18 protein-coding genes are annotated in these 17,227 nt (G+C 71.6%); 14 read left to right on the forward strand and 4 right to left on the reverse strand.

The features are described 5' to 3' along the window. Positions 1–55 precede the first annotated feature (55 nt). Both ACQPY0_RS24815 and ACQPY0_RS24820 read left to right on the forward strand, forming a co-directional pair. Positions 56–1,531 (forward strand): glycosyltransferase family 2 protein, encoded by a 1,476-nt coding sequence (locus ACQPY0_RS24815; RefSeq protein ID WP_432993163.1) that lies wholly within the window; start codon positions 56–58, stop codon positions 1,529–1,531. Further along, entirely contained in the window at positions 1,521–3,275 is a 1,755-nt protein-coding gene (locus ACQPY0_RS24820) for a phospholipid carrier-dependent glycosyltransferase (RefSeq protein WP_432993166.1), read from the forward strand. The genes ACQPY0_RS24815 and ACQPY0_RS24820 overlap by 11 nt, the downstream gene beginning before the upstream one ends. A 42-nt stretch (positions 3,276–3,317) precedes the next feature. Here the strand turns inward: ACQPY0_RS24820 and ACQPY0_RS24825 are convergent, their stop codons facing one another. Then, positions 3,318–4,268: a CocE/NonD family hydrolase C-terminal non-catalytic domain-containing protein gene (locus ACQPY0_RS24825; protein ID WP_432993169.1), complete on the reverse strand. Its 951-nt coding sequence runs from the start codon at positions 4,266–4,268 to the stop codon at positions 3,318–3,320. 364 nt (positions 4,269–4,632) lie between these two features. On the opposite strand from ACQPY0_RS24825, the gene ACQPY0_RS24830 reads away from it, so the two are divergent. Genes ACQPY0_RS24830 through ACQPY0_RS24850 form a run of 5 tightly spaced genes read left to right on the forward strand, consistent with a single transcriptional unit; the run spans position 4,633 to position 7,879 of the window. Continuing rightward, entirely contained in the window at positions 4,633–4,854 is a 222-nt protein-coding gene (locus tag ACQPY0_RS24830; protein ID WP_432993172.1) for a hypothetical protein, read from the forward strand. Beyond that, positions 4,847–5,458: a DUF6879 family protein gene (locus ACQPY0_RS24835; protein ID WP_432993175.1), complete on the forward strand. Its 612-nt coding sequence runs from the start codon at positions 4,847–4,849 to the stop codon at positions 5,456–5,458. The genes ACQPY0_RS24830 and ACQPY0_RS24835 overlap by 8 nt, the downstream gene beginning before the upstream one ends. Before the next feature lie 29 nt (positions 5,459–5,487). Next, positions 5,488–5,631, forward strand: a complete 144-nt coding sequence (locus tag ACQPY0_RS24840; RefSeq protein ID WP_432993178.1) for a hypothetical protein — start codon at positions 5,488–5,490, stop codon at positions 5,629–5,631. Further along, positions 5,628–7,157: an NB-ARC domain-containing protein gene (locus ACQPY0_RS24845; protein WP_432993181.1), complete on the forward strand. Its 1,530-nt coding sequence runs from the start codon at positions 5,628–5,630 to the stop codon at positions 7,155–7,157. The genes ACQPY0_RS24840 and ACQPY0_RS24845 overlap by 4 nt, the downstream gene beginning before the upstream one ends. Before the next feature lie 59 nt (positions 7,158–7,216). Continuing rightward, positions 7,217–7,879, forward strand: a complete 663-nt coding sequence (locus ACQPY0_RS24850) for a tetratricopeptide repeat protein (RefSeq protein ID WP_432993184.1) — start codon at positions 7,217–7,219, stop codon at positions 7,877–7,879. Positions 7,880–8,060: 181 nt separating this feature from the next. Here ACQPY0_RS24850 and ACQPY0_RS24855 read toward each other — a convergent pair whose 3' ends face one another. Next, complete coding sequence (locus ACQPY0_RS24855) at positions 8,061–9,596, reverse strand: S1 family peptidase (RefSeq protein WP_432993187.1); 1,536 nt, start codon at positions 9,594–9,596, stop codon at positions 8,061–8,063. An 86-nt stretch (positions 9,597–9,682) separates the two neighbouring features. Then, the gene (gene eno / locus ACQPY0_RS24860) at positions 9,683–10,945 is read right to left on the reverse strand and encodes a phosphopyruvate hydratase (RefSeq protein WP_432993190.1); all 1,263 of its coding nucleotides are present in this window, start codon (positions 10,943–10,945) and stop codon (positions 9,683–9,685) included. A gap of 91 nt (positions 10,946–11,036) precedes the next feature. Here eno and ACQPY0_RS24865 point away from each other — a divergent pair, with 91 nt between their 5' ends. The 4 genes from ACQPY0_RS24865 (at position 11,037) to ACQPY0_RS24880 (ending at position 13,569) form a co-directional block, all read left to right on the forward strand. After that, positions 11,037–11,360 carry a MerR family transcriptional regulator gene (locus ACQPY0_RS24865; RefSeq protein ID WP_432993193.1) on the forward strand — a complete coding sequence of 108 codons (324 nt, stop codon included), beginning with the start codon at positions 11,037–11,039 and terminating at the stop codon, positions 11,358–11,360. A 162-nt stretch (positions 11,361–11,522) separates the two neighbouring features. After that, complete coding sequence (locus ACQPY0_RS24870; RefSeq protein WP_432993196.1) at positions 11,523–11,933, forward strand: hypothetical protein; 411 nt, start codon at positions 11,523–11,525, stop codon at positions 11,931–11,933. A gap of 107 nt (positions 11,934–12,040) precedes the next feature. Then, positions 12,041–12,925: an SMP-30/gluconolactonase/LRE family protein gene (locus ACQPY0_RS24875; RefSeq protein ID WP_432993199.1), complete on the forward strand. Its 885-nt coding sequence runs from the start codon at positions 12,041–12,043 to the stop codon at positions 12,923–12,925. Positions 12,926–13,167: 242 nt separating this feature from the next. Continuing rightward, on the forward strand, positions 13,168–13,569 hold the full coding sequence (locus ACQPY0_RS24880) for an SRPBCC family protein (protein ID WP_432993202.1): 402 nt from the start codon (positions 13,168–13,170) through the stop codon (positions 13,567–13,569). 134 nt (positions 13,570–13,703) lie between these two features. On the opposite strand, the gene ACQPY0_RS24885 is transcribed toward ACQPY0_RS24880, so the two are convergent. Continuing rightward, complete coding sequence (locus tag ACQPY0_RS24885; protein ID WP_432993205.1) at positions 13,704–14,489, reverse strand: SDR family oxidoreductase; 786 nt, start codon at positions 14,487–14,489, stop codon at positions 13,704–13,706. A gap of 233 nt (positions 14,490–14,722) precedes the next feature. Between ACQPY0_RS24885 and ACQPY0_RS24890 the strand changes: the two genes are divergently transcribed. The 3 genes from ACQPY0_RS24890 to ACQPY0_RS24900 all read left to right on the forward strand — a co-directional run bounded on the left by ACQPY0_RS24890 (position 14,723) and on the right by ACQPY0_RS24900 (position 17,188). Then, the gene (locus ACQPY0_RS24890; RefSeq protein WP_432993208.1) at positions 14,723–15,268 is read left to right on the forward strand and encodes a hypothetical protein; all 546 of its coding nucleotides are present in this window, start codon (positions 14,723–14,725) and stop codon (positions 15,266–15,268) included. Then, entirely contained in the window at positions 15,265–16,239 is a 975-nt protein-coding gene (locus ACQPY0_RS24895) for a TrmH family RNA methyltransferase (protein ID WP_432993211.1), read from the forward strand. Before ACQPY0_RS24890 ends, ACQPY0_RS24895 begins: the two co-directional genes overlap by 4 nt. A 136-nt stretch (positions 16,240–16,375) precedes the next feature. Further along, on the forward strand, positions 16,376–17,188 hold the full coding sequence (locus ACQPY0_RS24900) for a sigma factor (protein ID WP_432995382.1): 813 nt from the start codon (positions 16,376–16,378) through the stop codon (positions 17,186–17,188). Positions 17,189–17,227 lie beyond the last annotated feature (39 nt).

Consider the following 17,227-nt stretch of genomic DNA (forward strand, 5'->3'; position numbering starts at 1 on the left):
ATCTGAAACGGAGAACTTCCTTGCCAACGCCGGCCACCACCGCAGGAGGGCGACCGTGACCGCCCCCACCGACGAAGCAGAGCCACCGACCGACGTCCACCTCACCCGCAGCATCCACGGGCTGCGCGAGCTGTGGCCGGACCAGTCCGCACACATCGTGCTGACACGGGTGCAGCGGACCTGTCTCATCGTCGTCACGATCGCCTTGGCCGCGGCGCTGCTGCGCTGGACGATCGTGACGCTGCAGGTCGTCATAGCCGTCATCACGGTGCTGTACGCGGGGGCGATCACCTTCCGGCTCGCGCTCACCTGGGCCGCCAGCCGGCGCGAGCACCGGGTTCGCGTGAGCGACGAGGACGCCCGCGCGGTCCCCGACCACGAACTGCCCGTCTACACCGTGCTCGTGCCGGCGTACCACGAGCCGCAGGTGATCGGGATGCTGATGGAGCACCTCGCCGAGCTGGAGTACCCGGTCGAGAAACTGGACATCCAGCTGCTGCTCGAGGCCGACGACGAGGAAACCATCGCGGCGGCCCGGGCGGTACTGCCCGGGCCGCACGTCAGGATCGTGACCGTGCCGCCGGCTCACCCGCGGACCAAGCCGAAGGCATGCAACTACGGCCTGCAGCTGGCAACAGGCGAACTGGTCACCATCTACGACGCCGAGGACCGGCCGGATCCGCTGCAGCTGCGCCGCGCCGCCGTCGCCTTCGACCGGCTCGGCCCCGAGTACGTATGCCTGCAGGCCGAACTGGGCTACTTCAACGCTGACCAGAACCGCATCACCCGGTGGTTCACGCTCGACTACGCGACCTGGTTCCGGTCGCTGCTGCCCGGCCTCGTCGCGCTCGGCATGCCGATCCCGCTCGGCGGCACCAGCAACCACCTGCGCATGCGGACACTGCGCGAGCTGGGCGCCTGGGACCCCTACAACGTCACCGAGGACGCCGACCTCGGCATCCGGCTGGCCCGGCTCGGCCACCGGGTCGGCGTGCTCGACTCGGTGACCCTCGAGGAGGCCAACTCCGACTTCATCAACTGGGTCAAGCAGCGCAGCCGGTGGTACAAGGGGTACCTGGTCACCTGGCTCATCCACATGCGCACGCCGCGGCGGTCGGCGCGCCAGCTGACCTGGCGCGGGCTGCTGTGCCTCAACCTCTTCGTCGCCGGCACCCCCCTCACCGCGTTGCTGAACACGGTGTTCTGGGCCATGACGGCGCTGTGGTTCGTGGCCCGCCCGCCCACGGTCCAGCTGCTGTTCGACACGCCCTTCTACTACGTCGGCCTGGTCTGCCTCGTGTTCGGCAACGCCGTCGTGATCTACCTGAACGTCCTGGCGGTCCATCAGATGGGCCGGCCCGACCTGCTCCTGACCGCGCTCCTGTCGCCGGTGTACTGGGCGATGGCGAGCATCGCCGGCGCCAAGGCCGCCCTGCAGCTCGTCTTCAACCCGTCGTACTGGGAGAAGACGACCCATGGTCTGCACCTGCCCACCGCGCGCCGGCCCGCGGAGCAGGCCCATGCCTCGTGAAGCCACCCGGCGAAGGATCCGGGTCACCGAAGGCCGGCTCGTCTTCGCCGCGAGCCTGCTGTGCTACCTCGCCATCGCCTGGTGGTTCTGGCACAGCCGGCTGATTCCCGGCGACTCGACCAGCCGGGTCGCCAACGCCTACTACATCCTGTTCAGCCGGGACCCGCACCTGGCCGCGGTGGGATTCGTGTGGAACCCGCTGCCGTCGCTGGTGTTGCTCCCGGTCCTACCGATGAAGTCACTGCTCCCGGCGCTGACCCGCGACGGGCTGCTCGCCGCGCTTTCGTCGGCGCTGTTCATGGCCGGCACCGTCGCCGCCGGCAACGACATCCTCCGCCGCCTGCGGGTCTCCCGGCTGCCGCGGATCGTGCTGACCGTCCTGTTCGCGTCGCACCCGATGATGCTGGTCTACTCGGGCAACGGCATGAGCGAGGCGTGCTTCATGTTCTTCCTCGTCCTGTCGGTGCGTGCCCTGCTGCGGTGGTTCGACGACGGGCGGGCCGAGCGCCTGGTCCCGCTCGGCCTGAGCCTCGGACTCGCGTACGGGGCCCGCTACGAGGCGCTCGCCCCCGGCCTGGCGGTACCGGCCGTCGTGGCCGCGGTGAGCTGGTGGCGTGGCCGCGGCCGGCCGAAATGGCGATACGCGACCGCGCAGGCGGACGCGGTACTGGTAGCGCTGCCGGTCGCGCTGTCCGTCGCCGGCTGGGCGCTGGCCAGCAAGATCATCGTTGGACAGTGGTTCGCCACATTCTCCTCCGCGTACGGCAACGCCGCTCAGGTCACGGCCAACGAGCGCGGTATCCACTCGATCACCGGCGACGCGCTCGGCGACCGGATCGTGTACGCCCTCCAGCAGTTGCTCGGGCTCCAGCCGCTGCTGCCGCTGCTGCTGGCCGTGGCCGCGGTAGTCGCCCTGCTGCGGCGCGACCCACGGATGCTCGCGCCGATCACGGTCCTCGGCGCGGTGCTCGCCTTCGGCAACCTCGCCTTCCTGTCCGGGAACTCGTTCGGCTGGCTGCGGTTCCAGATCGTGGCGGTACCGCTGGCGATCCTGCTCATCGGGATCCTGCTCGCCGCACCGGCGGACAGACCGGCACCCGCCCTGGCCGGTCTTCCACTGCTGGACAACCCGGCCCGGCAACGGCGCCCGCGCCTCACCGTGTCCCCGCTGGCCGCCCTGCTCGTCGGGATTACCCGCTCCGCGCAGCGCGACGGCGCCGCGCGGGCCACCACGACCGCCACCCCGGCGCGGACCCACGCCCGGCGGGTCGCCGCCGCGGCGGCCGTCCTCGCCGCCTTGCTCGCGGCGCCGTCCACCGTCGCCACGCTGCAGAGCCCAAGACTCGCCCGCGAGGAGTCGGAGTGGTTCACCGACGCCGGCGCGGCCCGTACCTCGGGACTGGCCCATCTGAACACCCGCGTCGCCCGCGACCTCGACGCCATGGCGCTACCCGAGGGCTCCGTCATCACCGACTCCGCCTACGCGTTCGCCGTCATCGTCGCCAGCCGGAACCCCCGGCAGTTCGTGATCACCTCGGACCGCGACTTCCCGGCCACCCTCACCAACCTGGGCGCCAGCCACGTGCGCTACCTGCTGATCTCCGCGAACGGCGCGGCCGACGCGGTCCGCACGGCCCACCCCGCGTCGGGTCACCCCGGCGCGGGGACGCCGGGTTCGCGCTCGTGGGCGGACCAGTGGGGCGTTGTGCTGTGGACGCTGATCCCAGTCGAAGACTTTCCGTAGGATCTTTGTCAGTCACTCGACCGCGGTGGGCTGGTTTCCCGCTCATGAGGACGGTCCCCAGTCCGTGCGGCTGGCGCGGAAGATGCCCGGATCGGCCAGCGGCACGTTGATGAACGACGGTGTGTTGGCGGACAGTCCGATGGTGCCCGCCGGGAGCAGGGCGAAGTTGGCCAGCAGCGCGATGTCGTATCGGGTGGTGACGCCGGGTGTGACGGGTTGCCTGCTGGCCTCGGTGAATGGATGGCTCGGCTGCAGCAGCGCGTGATCCGCCCCGTACCAGCTGGTCCGCGGGTCGAGCCGGCGCTGGCTGCCGATCAGTACGCCCTCGGCGTACCTGGTGAGCGTGCCGTCGGGCGCGATCGCGTTGAGGGTGGCGGTCAGCTGGACGTCGGTGCTGCTGGACCTGGCGTAGACGGTGACGTCGCTCGGTCCGTCGAGCACGGCGGCATGGGCCAGCGGGGCGCCGGTGTAGGTCAGGGTGGTGGTCGGACTGGCCGGCGCCCAGCTCAGCGTGTCGGTGTCGGTGCCGGCGGGGCGTCGTGGGCTCAGCGCGTGGTCGCCGCCGAGGTGGAAGGTCCCGGTCTTCGGCGACGGCGGCCACGCCGCCAGGTCGACCCAGCGGTTCGCGCCGTTCTCGAACAGGTGCAGGGGCGTGCGCGTGTCGGCCATGCCGGTCCGGGCGCCCTTGAGCCAGGTGTCGAACCACGCCAACCGGATCGCCCGCAGCGTGGGGCCGTCAACGTTCTCCTGGTGCTCCCACGGGCCGACGATGGCCTGGTAACGGCCGGTGACCCGGTCGCCGGGCCGCACCGGCGCGTTGAGCGGCCGGTGGAAGTAGGCGTTCTGGGCGGCCACGTAGGCACCGAGGTTGCCGCCGGGGAACAGGTCGGACCAGCCCGCCTCGGTCCAGGGCGGGATCTCGTTGGCCACGATCGCCGGCATCAGCCGCATGACGTTGCGGTCCTGCCAGTAGCTGTTGTCGTACGAGCTCATCGATCAGCTGCGCGCACATGCCGAAATCAGATCACTGTGGAATGTGACAACCGGTCGGCGTTCGCCATCCTGCGGGTTGCTACTGTCCGCGTGGCGGGAGCAGTCGGCAATCGTCGATGAGTACGACGTCGGCATCGTTGCCAGCCGCGGCCGCTTCCCATGTTCTGGACATCCGCCGGAGCCAGTCCGTCCAGGTGTTGAGGCCATCGGCAGGGATAGGCGTTCACCCATGAAATAGTGTTTGCGTATTGCCTATTAGTCATGATAGTATCGCTCGGGGTAAATTTCGATCGCGGCTTTCCGGGGGAGAAGTGTCGTGAATGGGAAGTGGGAACCAGATTTCTCGGCGTCTTTTCTCCGGCGCATGGGAAAGTCATCCCATGAACTTGGGCAAACGTCCGGCAATTCGAGCTGCCCAGATATCTGGGAACTCGACAACGGTGACGTCGCGGTCATCGGGGCGGACCTGACCGCGTCGTATGATGGCAGGCTCCCCGACGGCGTGAGCGTCGGCCCTGGTGAACGGCTGGTGGTCATCCCGCGGAAGACCATTCTCGCGGCGAAGGCGGACATCCCCGATGCGTGACCTGCTCGACGGCGCCACCGGTGAACGGATGGAGCTGGACGCGTACTACGCCGATTTCGAGCGGAACTTCTGGGCGATCAGCAAGCTGGGCTTCTGGAAGCTGGAGCGGCAGCAGTTCTTCAAAGAGCCCGGATATGACAGCTGGGAGGCGTTCGCGAAAGGCGAGTGGGAGGAGTCACTACGCATCCTTGAGGCCGGCCGTGCCGACATGGCGGACTATCACCGTCGAGTCGAGGAGCACGGTTTTGTCGCGCGCCGGGTTCGGATCGTGGAAGAGCCGATCATTCCGTACCTGCAATGGGAACTGCACGCGCTGCGAGTCCGGGATCAATGTGGCGGCAGCGTGCGGATCGTAGGCCCGGACCAGGTCGCCGCGTTTGAGCCGGACGGCCCGCTCCCGGAGATCTGCACCCTCGGCTCCACGGTGATGTACCAGGCCATCTACGACCAAGATGGGGTGCTGGAGTCTGCGCGGCGGTTCGTCGACCGCGACCTCATCGTGCGCTGCCAACGGTTCATCGAGGACCTGTACGAGATCGCTCAGCCCCTGGAGCCGTTCTTCGCCGACCATGTGGCGACGCTTCCGCCGCCCCGTCAGCCGTAGCCGCCGCGAAGCCTGACCGGAATACGCTGATGTCGATCGACGAGCCCGGCCACCGGGACGGCACGACACCTCTCGTCAACCGGCTGGAGGCGTCCGGCTCAGGCGATGTGGTCCAGGCCCGGGACATCCACGGCGGGATCCACTTCCATTCGTCCGACCCGGGTTCGCGGTGACGCCGTCGCAGCTTCCCGGTGACGTGTGGGGGTTCGTCAACCGGCATGCCGAACTGGCCGCCCTGACCAGGGTGGTGGCAGAAAGCCGCGACGCCCCGTTCGTTGCCGCCGTCACCGTTGTCACGGGTACGGCCGGGGTGGGCAAAACCTCGCTGGCGCTCCATTGGGCGCACAGCGCCCGTGCTCACTTTCCCGATGGCCAGTTGTACGTGAATCTCCGCGGCTACGATCCCGGGCAGCCCGTCCTCCCGGAACAGGTCCTTGACGGGTTCCTCCGCGACTTGGGCGTTCCCGCTACGGCGATTCCCGTCCATGTCGAGGGCCGGGCGTCGCTGTACCGGTCGCTGCTGGCTGCCCGCAGGATGCTGGTGGTCCTGGACAACGCCGCGACCACCGGGCAGGTCCGGCCACTGCTGCCCGGCACCGGCAGCTCGCTGGTGGTGGTGACGAGCCGGAGCCGGCTGTCGGGGCTGGTGGCGCGCGATGGTGCATTCCGGATTGGCCTGGACATCCTGCCGGAGGACGATGCCGTTGATGTACTGGGGACCGTGACCGCCCGGTACCGAAGGCGCGACCAACGTCACGAACTGGTTGAGCTGGCCAGACTCTGCGCTCGCCTGCCACTCGCGTTGCGTATCGCTGCCGAGCGCGCCGCGAGCCGACCGATGATGCGGCTCGACGAGCTGATCGCCGATCTGCGGGATGAATCGGCCCTATGGGATGCCCTCGCCGCGGAGGGGGACGACGACGCCGACGCAGTACGGACCGTGTTCGCCTGGTCCTACCGGGCACTGCCAGAACTGGCGGCCCGGCTGTTCCGGCTCCTGGGTTTGCATCCTGGCAACGAGTTCGGCCGGCATGCGGCCGCCGCACTCGCCGGGATCAGCGCCGTGCACGCGCGACAGCAGCTCGACGTCCTGGTCGGTGCGCACCTGCTCGAGCAGCCGGCGCCGGAGCGATACGAATTCCACGACCTGCTGCGCGCATACGCCGTGGATCAGGTCCGCCACCTCGAATCCCCCGAAGCCCGCGCCGAGGCGTCGCGGCGAGTCCTCGCGTGGTATCTGCACACCGCCGACGCCGCCCAGACCCGGATCGCCCCGTTCGACCGGTACGAGCTGACGGATCCGGTCCCGGCCGATGTGGTTCCGCTCGGGTTCGATGAGTATGAGGCCGCGCTGCGGTGGTACCAGATCGAAAGCGCCAATCTTGTCGGAGCGACCCGGGCCGCCGCCGAGGCGAACCTGCACGGAACCGCGTGGCGGCTCGCCGCCGTCCTGCGCGGCATCTACATGCACCAGAACACCTTCGAGGACTGGCTTACCACCAGCCGCATCGGCGTCGACTCCGCCGCTCAGGACAGCGACCAGAGCGGCCAGGCCGAAGCCCTGGAAAGCCTTGGCCGGGCGTACTTCCAGTCCCGTCGACTCGACGAGGCGGAGGCGAACCACCGTGCGGCGCTGGCCATCCGCCAACGTCTCGGAAACCGATTCGGGGGGCCGTTTCCCTCAACACGCTGGGCCTGATCAGTCTGCGCCGCCGCCGGCTCGGTGATGCCCGGTCGTACTTTGAACAGGCTGGCGTGATGTTCCGCGACCTCGGCGAAGGCCGCTGGGAGGCGCTCATGCGCAGCAACCTCGCCGAGACCCTCTGCGAAGTACAACGACCGCAGGCAGCGATCGACATCCTGGGCGAGGCGCTGACCGTGTTCCGCGAACTCGGCGACCGGGCCAGTGAAGGGAACGCGCTGTTTCAGCTGAGCTGGGCGCAGCGCGAACGCGGCGATACCGCCAGGGCACGCAGCTTCATCGACGAAGCGCTCCGCATCGCGGAGGACGAGGAAAACCAGGTGTGGCAGGCACACTGGTTGGTCGAACTGGGCAACGTACAGCGTGCCGCCGGGCAACCCGCCGAAGCGCTCGTCTCCTATCAGCGCGCCGCCTCCATCCAGCGGCAGCTCGGCGACCGCAGCCGGGAAGCCTTCGCGCTCGACGGCGCCGGCCAGGCATACGAAGCAATGGGCCGAGTCGAAGAAGCCGCGGACTTCTACCGCACCGCCGCCAGCAGCCACCGCGACCTGGACGACCGGTGGAACCTGGCCCAGACGCTGTACCACCTCGCGAACGCTCTGGACCACGCAGGCTCCGCACAGGAGGCGCGAACACACCGGGAACAGGCCCTCGGCCTGCTTGCCGACTTCGACGACCCCCGAGCCGCGGCGCTGCGTCAGCGCCTCAGCGAGGTGTAGCCGGCATCGAGTCCACGATCCAGATCGGAGCGTCCGCACAGTCGACTCTCAGGCCCTCCGACGGTTCCAACCGCGTGCGGAACACCTTCAGGTCGCTGTCGCCGACCCGGGCGATCGTCGCATGCGTGGGCCGTTGGAGCCCTGTGACCACCCGGGGCATGGGTTTCGGCTCGGGCGGTGGTCAGGGCACGTTGGCTCCGATCGTGTACGGGCCGGAGCCGGTGACCGAAACCACGCGATAGCGGTAGAAGCCGGCACCGCCGTTGAAGGTCAGCCGCTCCTGGGACTGCGGGCCGGTCGACCTGGCCACGGTTCGCCACCGCTGGCCGTTCCACTGGTCGAGGAACAGGTCGAAGTTCGCGTCGGGCGGGCCGCTGAGGCAGCCGGTCTGGCGGCCGGCTTTCGCGCGGAAGAATCCACTGCTCGGCCGGGTCTGTTGCCGGCCGGTCCCGGCGAGCGAGCCGTTGCCGGTGGCCGTCATACCGGCGCACCCGTTCGGCCGGTCCGAGCCGGACGGCGTCGGGGTGGGGTTCGGGCTCGGGCCCTGACCGGCCGTCGTGATCAGCGTCAGCCTGTTCACCTGCAGGATCTCGGTCAGCGGCTGGAAGAACGTGGTGCCACCGCGGGTGCAGTCGCCCGAGCCGCCGGAGGTCACACCCTGGGCCTGGTCGCCGGAGAGCCACGAGCCGCCGGAGTCGCCGGCCTCGGCGCAGACGTTCGTCCGGGTCAGCCCGGTCACCGTGCCCTCGGGGTAGTTCACGGTCGCGTTCTTGGCCTGGATGACCCCGCAGCGCGTACCGGTCGTCGAGCCACTGCGGCACACCGACGCGCCGACCGGTGCCTCCTGCGAACCGGCCACCGGCACGTTGCCGCCGTTGAAGTCGTTGACCTCGGCTCGTGGCGTCCAGTTGCCGTTGACGGTGACGACGCCGAAGTCGTTGCCCGGGAACGACGAAGCCTTGAACGTGCCCTGCGCGGCCCGGTTGAAGCCGGTCGTGGCGCTGCCGGCCTGCCCGCAGTGGCCGGCGGTCACGAATCCGCCCTGCACGGAGAAGCCGATCGAACAGCGGGCCCGGTTGTCGATGAAGAACGGGTCGGCGCCGCGGACGTCGAACAACGGCACCGGCGACTCCTCGGCGACCACGACCCGGACCGCGCCGGCCGGCGCGCCGGCCCTGGCGGCGAGCGCGTTGGCCGCGGCCTGGCCGCTCCGCTTCGCCACGATCACGACCCGGTTGTCGGCCACGTCGACGTACCAGCCGGACACCGACCGACCGGTGTTCGCCGCGGCCTGGTCCAGCCGGTCCTTCACCAGGTTCAGCGTGGACTCGGGGCGCTCGACGCGCTTGGGAGTGGCCCCGGCGGCGCGTACGGCATCGGCCGCTTTGTCGCTGGTCACCCCGACCATGAGCTGCCCGGCGTCGGCCGTCAGCCACGCACCGGCGAACCCGGCGCCGAGGTGCTCCCGGAGGTGGCTCTCGGCGCTGCGCGCCCACGCCTCCTTCGCCAGGCGCGCGCCCGCCTGGTTGGCGTCGATGTGCAGGTCACGCTGCAGGCCGGCGAGCATCTCGGGTGCGCTGTCGGAACCGGTGCCGCCGACCTGGCCGGCACCGCCTGGCGGTGGCCGCGTGTCCGCCATCGCCGGCACGGTCAAGGCGATCGCCGCGCCGGCTGCGACCACTGCCGTCCCCCACAGCACCACACCTCGTCGGCTCATCGGCGTCTCCTTCCGCATGCTGGCGCACTCCACCGGGCAGTACGTTGCGAGACGTCGTGAGGGATCAATATTTTGTCGCGATGGCGCTACCAGCCCTCGTACTCGGCGCGCTCGCCCAGCTCCTCCTCGATGCGGATCAATCGGTTGTACTTGGCGGTGCGGTCCGAGCGGGACACCGAGCCGGTCTTGATCTGGCCGCAGCCCGTTGCCACCGCCAGGTCCGCGATCGTCGTGTCCTCGGTCTCGCCGGAGCGGTGCGACATCACCACGCGGTAGCCGGCCCGGCGGGCGGTGTCCACTGTGGACAAGGTTTCGGTCAGGGTGCCGACCTGGTTGACCTTGACCAGGATCGCGTTGGCGTAGCCGGCCTCGATGCCCGCGCGGAGGCGGGTCGCGTCGGTGCAGAACACGTCGTCGCCGACCAGCTGGGTCGTGCCGCCCTCGCGGGTCGTGAGCAGGCGCCAGCCGTCCAGGTCGTCCTGGGCCATGGGGTCCTCGACGGAGATGATCGGGTACCGCCGCAGCAGCCCCGACAGGTGGTCGACCTGCTCGGCGACGGAGCGGGTGACGCCCTCGCCGGTGTAGTCGTACTTGCCGCCGGCGAAGAACTCCGACGCCGCCGGGTCGAGGCAGACGGCCACGTCCGTGCCGGGCGTGTAGCCGCTGGCCGCGATCGCCTCCGTCACGAAGCCCAGGGCCTCGTCGGCGGTGGTGAACGCCGGGGCGAAGCCGCCCTCGTCGCCGACGTTGGTGCTGTGGCCGGCCGCGGCCAGGGACCGGCGCAGGGTGTGGAAGATCTCCGAGCCCATGCGCACCGCCTCGAAGAACGTCGGGGCGCCGATCGGGGCGATCATGAACTCCTGGAAGTCCAGCGGGTTGTCGGCGTGGGCGCCGCCGTTCACGATGTTGATCATCGGCAGGGGTAGGCGGGTCGCGGTCTCGCCGCCCAGGAAACGGTACAGCGGCAGGCCGTGCGACGCCGCGGCGGCCTTCGCGGTGGCCAGGGAGACGCCGAGGACGGCATTCGCGCCCAGCCGGGACTTGTCGGCGGTCCCGTCGGCCGCGATCAGCGCCGCGTCGACCGTGGCCTGATCGCCGGCGTCGAGGCCGCGGACCGCCTCCGCCAGCGCCCCGGTCGCGTTGGCGACCGCCGTGGCGACGCCCTTGCCGTGGAAGCGCGCCGGGTCGCCGTCGCGCAGCTCGACCGCCTCGGCCGCGCCGGTCGAGGCGCCCGACGGCACGGCGGCTCGCCCGAGCGAGCCGTCCCGCAGGCGTACGTCGACCTCGACGGTCGGGTTGCCGCGGCTGTCGAGGATCTGGCGCGCGGCGATGGCTCCGATGGCTGTCATGCGGCCGATCCTGGCAGCTCGGCCCGGCCGCGGCGACGCGATGACGCTCACCTTGACCCGGACCCTGAGGTCCGGGTTTAGAGTCACTGGAATGCGGGCCGGGGAACTCGCGCGGCGCTCGGGGAGCACCATACGCGCGCTGCGATACTACGAGTCGGTGGGGCTGGTCGTCCCGCGCCGCCTCGCCAACGGCTACCGGGAGTACGACCCGATCGCCGAGCGGCTCGTCGTGCAGATCCGCGAGCTGACCGCCCTCGGCCTGAGCGTCGAGCAGACGCGGCCGTTCGTCGAGAGCCTGGCGGCGGGCGCCGACGAGGAGGACGTGTGCGCGGCGGCGCTGGCCACGTACCGCAGCGCGATCAACGGTCTCCAGTCGCGCATCGGCCAGCTCGCGGCCCAGCGGGACGCCCTGTAGGCGCGGCTCGCCCTGGTCAACGTCACGAAAAATCCGGACATTTCCCCGAAGGCCCCTCCGGACCGCCTGGTCGGAGAACACCTCCCGGACCAGGAGGTCTTCGCCACGAACGGCGAGTCGGTAAATTTCCGAAACTTCGGACAGGGAAGAACCATTCTCTTCGTGTACCCCCTGACCGGCCGCCCCGGCGTCGATCTGCCCGACGGCCTGCTGGAGATCCCGGGCGCGCGCGGCGGCACCGAGCAGGCGCGTTGGTTCCGCGACCACCACGGCGAGCTGCGCAACGCCGGAGCCGCCCGCGTCTACGGCCTGTCGGCCCAGTCGGCGAGCTACCAGCGAGAGCTCGCCCACCGCCTCCGCCTGCCGTACCCACTGATCCCCGACCCCCGGCTGACGCTGGCCGCGACCCCGGGCCTGCCCACGTTCACCAAGGCCGGCATGACGCTGTACGAGCGGATCACGCTGATCGTCACCGAGGGCCGCATCGAACACGTCTTCCACCCGATCCCGGCCCCGTCCACGCACGCCAACGAGGTCCTGCGCTGGCTCAACCGGGCCAGATCCGGCAGATAGCACGGATGGGTCACGCCATCACCGCGGTGCTGGTGCGGTCCCCGGCCGGCGAGGAGCTGGGCCTGTAGCGGTGTCGAAACGGGGGAGCGTCCGTTCGTACAACTGATATGAAGACATTGCTTGACGATCTGATCCTGGTCGAGTCGCCCCGCTGGCACGACGGGCGGCTCTGGTTCTGCCACTGGGGCGCCGGCGAAGTCATCGCCGTCGACCCGGACGGCGGCGGCCACGAGGTCATGCCGGTCGGCCCGGGCGTCGACCCGCACACCATCGGCTGGTTGCGCGACGGGCGGCTGCTCGTGGTACCGAAGAATCCCGGACCGGGCCGGCGGTTGCTGCGGCGCGAGCCCGGCGGCACCCTCGCCCCGCACGGGGACCTCGCCTCGCTGCCCGGCGACCTCAACGAGCTGGTCGTCGACGGGCGTGGCAACGCGTACGTCAACGGCGTCGGCTTCCCCTTCCTCGAGTTCATCCGCACCGTCGACCCCGCCGACCCGCGCCCGCTCACCGAGCGCCCCGGCTACCGCCCGGGCTTCATCGCCCTGATCCGCCCCGACGGCACGGTCCTGGTTCTCGACGACGACCTGGCGTTCCCCAACGGCATGGCGATCACCCCCGACAACCGCACGCTGATCGTCTCCGAGTCCTTCACCGGCCGGCTCACCGCGTTCGACATCGCCGGCGACGGCACCCTGTCCGGCCGCCGCACGTTCGCCGAGGGCCTCGGCCCGGACGGCATCTGCCTCGACGCCGACGGCGCCGTGTGGACCTCCAGCGGCGGCAACGAGGCCGTCCGCGTCGCCGAGGGCGGGAAGATCCTCGACCGCGTCGAGCTGGACCGCGCGCCGTTCGCGCTCATGCTCGGCGGCGCCGACGGCCGCACCCTGTTCATCATGGCGGCGAAGTGGAACCCGCAGAATCCGTTCGGCGGCGAACGAACCGGCCGGGTCCTGGCCGTGCCCGCGCCGGCCCGGCACGTCGGCTGGCCGTAGGCGGCGCATGACCGGATCCCGCACATCGCCGGCCCGGCGAATCGGCTCGAGGCAGCCGTTCGGCTGGGGCATTCTTCGCGGAGCTCACCGGGCCGGCGATCCCGCCCGGTGGGGGCGCCCCGGCGGCCCGCAGCCGTCCGATCAGCCCGGCCGCGTCGGCGCCCCGGGCGTCCCAGCCACGCCAGCGCGCCGACAATCTCGGCACCACCGGCCGCCCGCTGCCCGCTGGTAAACTCGCCGGCGTGGTTTCGGTCCGAGTGGAGACGATCGTCGCGGCGGCGCCGGAGGCGGTGTGGGACGCGGTCGCCGACGTCGGCAACGTGCATCGCCGCCTGCTGCCGGGCCGCGTCGCCGCCGCCCGTCTGGAGGGCGACGAGCGCGTGCTCACCATGTCCGACGGGAGCGAGGTCCGCGAGCTGATCGTGGCGGTGGACCACGAACACATGCGCATGGCGTACTCCGTGCAGGGCCCCGGCCGCCTCGCGCTGGCCCACCACCACGCCGCGTTCCAGGTCATCGCCCACGACGGGGGCCACGCACGCCTGGTGTGGGTGACGGACGTGCTGCCCCACGACCGCGAGCCGGCCATCCGCGCGCGGGTCGAGCGCGCCATCGAGGAGATGCGCGCGGTCCTCGAGTCCTGAGCCGGCCGGAAGATCCGGGACGCGCCGAACTTCCTCCCGTTCGTGACGCTGGCCGACGCCAGGCACCGCCGGCCGGCTGCACACGGCCGGTGCGCGTCAGCTCGACCAGCACCGCCTGGTGAGCGGGCCTGCGGCTAGATGTTCTCAGCCAGGAAGTCCTCCCAGGTGCGGCGGCCGACTGCGCGGTCCGGGGCGAGGTTGGCCCCGGCCCGGATCGCGCGGTAGGCGCCGCCGCCCATCGGCATCGGCAGGATCGGGCGGCGCTTGCCGGCCGCGCGCAGGTAGGAGCGGACGAGCTCGTCGAAGCCGTACGCGCGCGGGCCGGCCACATCCGGCACGAGCCCGGCCGGCTCGCCGAGCGCCAGCTCCGCGAACCGGGCGGCGACCTCGGCGCCGTCGACCGGCTGGAAGCAGGCACCCGCCGGGACGGGGACGACGGGCAGCTTCGCCAGCCGGCGGATCGTGGCCAGGGTGAGCTCGTGGAACTGGCTGGCCCGCAGCGTGGTCCACGGGATGCCGGACTCGGCGACGAGCACCTCGGCGGCGCGCTTCGCCGCGAAGTAGCCGAACGCCATGCGATCCATCGCGCTCGTCACGGGCACGCGGTCGGCGCCGACCACCGAGATGTACACCACGTGCTTCGCCCCGGCCCGGGCCGCCTCCCGCAGCAGGTTGGCCGCCTTGACCTCGTCGCCCTTGGCCGAGCCCGCGCAGTGCACGATCGTCGCGGCGCCCTCGACCGAGGCGGCGACGCCCGCACCGGTGGCCAGGTCGCCGGCGACGTACTCGACGTCGCCGGGCGCGCCATTGGGCCGCTGCCGGGTCAGGATCCGGATCGGGCGGCCCGCCGCGCGCAGGTGGGGCAGCAGCAGGCGGCCGAGCGTCCCGGTGCCGCCGGTCAGCAGGATCGGTGTGGTCATGGCCCTTCTCCGTTCACATCGGGTTTCTCACCCTGTAGACCCGTGGGCCGGCAGCGATGTGACGTGATCCGGGTCACTGCCCGGCCTACCGGCCGCCGCGCAGGAGCCGGTGCACCGCGGTGGGCTGGACACGATCATTTTCAGTCGTACGACTGCGGCCCCGCCACGCAAGGCGCGGAAATCCGCTCGCCGCGTGCGTGGCCCGGCTGTTATCAACGGTGCGTGATCGCCTCTTGAGTCGTAGCCGGCACACCGATCCGTACCCGCTGCGCGCTGCTCGCCGGGCCCTCGCCCCGGTGCCGGTGCGGGCCCGGCCGGCGCGGCCCGGGTTCGTGCACCCGGCCGCGCCCGCCGACATCGTTCGGGTCCTGACGTTCTTCGGGCCGGCCGCGACCTACGGGCTGCGCCGGGTCGAGCTGCGGCAGCGGGGCGCCGATCGCCCGCTCGTCGCCGCCCTCCGGGTTCCCGGGGTCGTACTGCTGTATGAGCAGCCGGAACCGCCGTGGGTGCTCGGCGGCCGGCTCGCCGATGCCGCCGTCCTCCGGCTGGAGCGGGCCGGGGCCGCCGTGTCCCGGGGCGCCCTGGCCACGCGGGTCGACTGGCCGGGGGCGACCCTGCGCGACTTCATGCTGTTCGACGGGCTGATGCACGAGGTGGGGCATCACGTGGTGCAGCATGCGGCGCGTCGGCACCGTACGCGGGCCATGCGTACCGCCGACCACGAACGCCGCGCGGACGCGTATGCGCGCCGGGCCCGCCGCGCGTGGGAGTCGCGGTGAACCGGCTGGTCGGGGACGGGATCGAGAATCCGGTCAACGTCGAGGCGCTGGCCGACGCGGCGGCGATGTTCGGCGTGGCGTGCCTGCTCCGCGGCGCTCGCGCGGGCCAGGACTCCGGCATTTACGAAATTTCCGATATGTCGCGGCGCGGAGCGCCCGACATATCGGACCTCCGGCCGATCGTCGCGGTCGAGAACGCGCCCGGGGCCGAGTCCGTGTACCAGATCCGGAAGGTCCACAGTGGAGCGTCCATTGTGGTCGGCAACGAGCGGCGCGGTATCCGGCCCGATCTGCTGCGGGCCGCCGCGCACACGGTGTGTATTCCGATGCCGGGGCGCGGGGTCAACACGCTCAACGTGGCGACCGCGGCGGCCGTGGCGATGTACTACCTGCTCGGGGCGCGCGGGCGGCGAAGCGGGCGCGGGGCCGGGCGGCCCGGGGTGCTGCTCGCCGCGCCGCGGGACCATGTCGAGGCCGGCAGCTCGCTGCGCTCGGCGGCCGCGTTCGGGTGGGGGAGCGTGGCCGTGCAGGATCGGGAGAAGGTGTGGTTCGGCACGCCACGGTCCGTGCGGGCGGAGGGGCGGGCCGCGGCGCGCAGCCATCGCAACCCGCTGCGGGTGGTGCCGGTGGATGGGCCCGATCCGGTGTACTCCCGGATCGTCGTCTGCTCGCCCGGCGCCGACGGGCCGCCGGTCCACCGGGCCGACCTCACCGGGGCCGGGACGCTGCTCGTGATCGCCGACGACGGGTGGGAGGCGCCGCGCGGGGCCGAGCGGGTGCGCGTCGACGTGCCGGGGACCGTCGGGCGGTATCGGTTCCTCAGCGGGATCGTGCTGGCCGAGGCCGCCCGGCAGCTGGGGACCCGTGGCGGCGGGGCGGTGCGGCGGGGGCTCTCCTACGGCAGCGGGTTCGAGGTCGCGGCGCCCCAGGGCGGGGAACTGGTCGAGATCGGGGAGCTCATGGCGTACTGAATCCGTCACGTTCGTGTTCTTCGGCGGGTCGGCCGGAGGAGGATTGCTCGTCGGAGAAGGGGTGTGCCGGGTGGACGAGTTTCTCAGCGGGCAGTTCGAGCAGCACCGGGCGCGGCTGCGGGCCGTGGCGTTCCGGATGCTCGGCTCGGCCGCGGAGGCCGATGATGCCATGCAGGACGCGTGGCTGCGGGTCAGCCGGGCCGGCGGCGAGCCGGTGGAGAACCCCGCGGCCTGGCTGACCACCGTCGTGGCCCGGGTGTGCCTCAACCAGCTGCGCGCGCGCAACCTGCGGCGCGAGGACCCGCTCGAGGTGCACGTCCCCGACCCGATCGTCAGCCCGGCACAGGGCGTGGAACCCGAGCACGAGGCGCTGCTCGCCGACTCGGTCGGGCTGGCGCTGCTCGTCGTGCTGGAGACGCTGAGCCCGGCCGAGCGGCTCGCGTTCGTGCTGCACGACATGTTCGCCGTGCCGTTCGAGGACATCGGCCCCATGCTCGATCGCACCCCGGCCGCCGCCCGCCAGCTCGCCAGCCGCGCGCGGCGCCGCGTCCAGGGCCGCCCGACCGCGCCGGACCCGGACGTGAGCCGCCAGCGGGCCGTCGTCGAGGCGTTCTTCGCCGCCTCGCGCGACGGCGACTTCGCCGCCCTCGTCGAGGTGCTCGACCCGGACGTGATCCTTCGCAGCGACGGCGGCCCGTCCCGCCCGCGGCTCACCTTCACCCTGCACGGCCCGCAGCAGGTGGCCACGCAGGCCCTGGCGTCCTCGCGCCTGTCGCCGTTCGTGTACCCGGCCCTGGTCAACGGCGCCGCCGGCGTCGTGGTGGCCTCCTCGCCGCGGCGGCCGCTGTTCGTCATGGCGTTCACGGTGACCGGCGGGCGGATCGTCGCCATCGACGTGCTGGCCGACCCGGACCGGATGGCGGCCGTCGACCTGAACGCCCTGCGGTAGCGTCGGCGGGTCCGGGCGCGCGGGCGGTACGGTCGGGGC

The sequence above is a fragment of the Dactylosporangium sp. CA-233914 genome (assembly GCF_050942935.1).
Classification (GTDB): Bacteria; Actinomycetota; Actinomycetes; order Mycobacteriales; family Micromonosporaceae; genus Dactylosporangium.

Coding starts and splice junctions, on each gene's coding strand:
- ACQPY0_RS24855 (WP_432993187.1), bottom strand. CDS start 9,596: ATGAGCCGACGAGGTGTGGTGCTGTGGGGGACGGCAGTGGTCGCAGCC.
- ACQPY0_RS24825 (WP_432993169.1), bottom strand. CDS start 4,268: ATGAGCTCGTACGACAACAGCTACTGGCAGGACCGCAACGTCATGCGG.
- ACQPY0_RS24885 (WP_432993205.1), bottom strand. CDS start 14,489: ATGACCACACCGATCCTGCTGACCGGCGGCACCGGGACGCTCGGCCGC.
- eno (WP_432993190.1), bottom strand. CDS start 10,945: ATGACAGCCATCGGAGCCATCGCCGCGCGCCAGATCCTCGACAGCCGC.
- ACQPY0_RS24865 (WP_432993193.1), top strand. CDS start 11,037: ATGCGGGCCGGGGAACTCGCGCGGCGCTCGGGGAGCACCATACGCGCG.
- ACQPY0_RS24840 (WP_432993178.1), top strand. CDS start 5,488: ATGTCGATCGACGAGCCCGGCCACCGGGACGGCACGACACCTCTCGTC.
- ACQPY0_RS24900 (WP_432995382.1), top strand. CDS start 16,376: ATGCTCGGCTCGGCCGCGGAGGCCGATGATGCCATGCAGGACGCGTGG.
- ACQPY0_RS24835 (WP_432993175.1), top strand. CDS start 4,847: ATGCGTGACCTGCTCGACGGCGCCACCGGTGAACGGATGGAGCTGGAC.
- ACQPY0_RS24820 (WP_432993166.1), top strand. CDS start 1,521: ATGCCTCGTGAAGCCACCCGGCGAAGGATCCGGGTCACCGAAGGCCGG.
- ACQPY0_RS24875 (WP_432993199.1), top strand. CDS start 12,041: ATGAAGACATTGCTTGACGATCTGATCCTGGTCGAGTCGCCCCGCTGG.
- ACQPY0_RS24830 (WP_432993172.1), top strand. CDS start 4,633: ATGGGAAAGTCATCCCATGAACTTGGGCAAACGTCCGGCAATTCGAGC.
- ACQPY0_RS24850 (WP_432993184.1), top strand. CDS start 7,217: ATGTTCCGCGACCTCGGCGAAGGCCGCTGGGAGGCGCTCATGCGCAGC.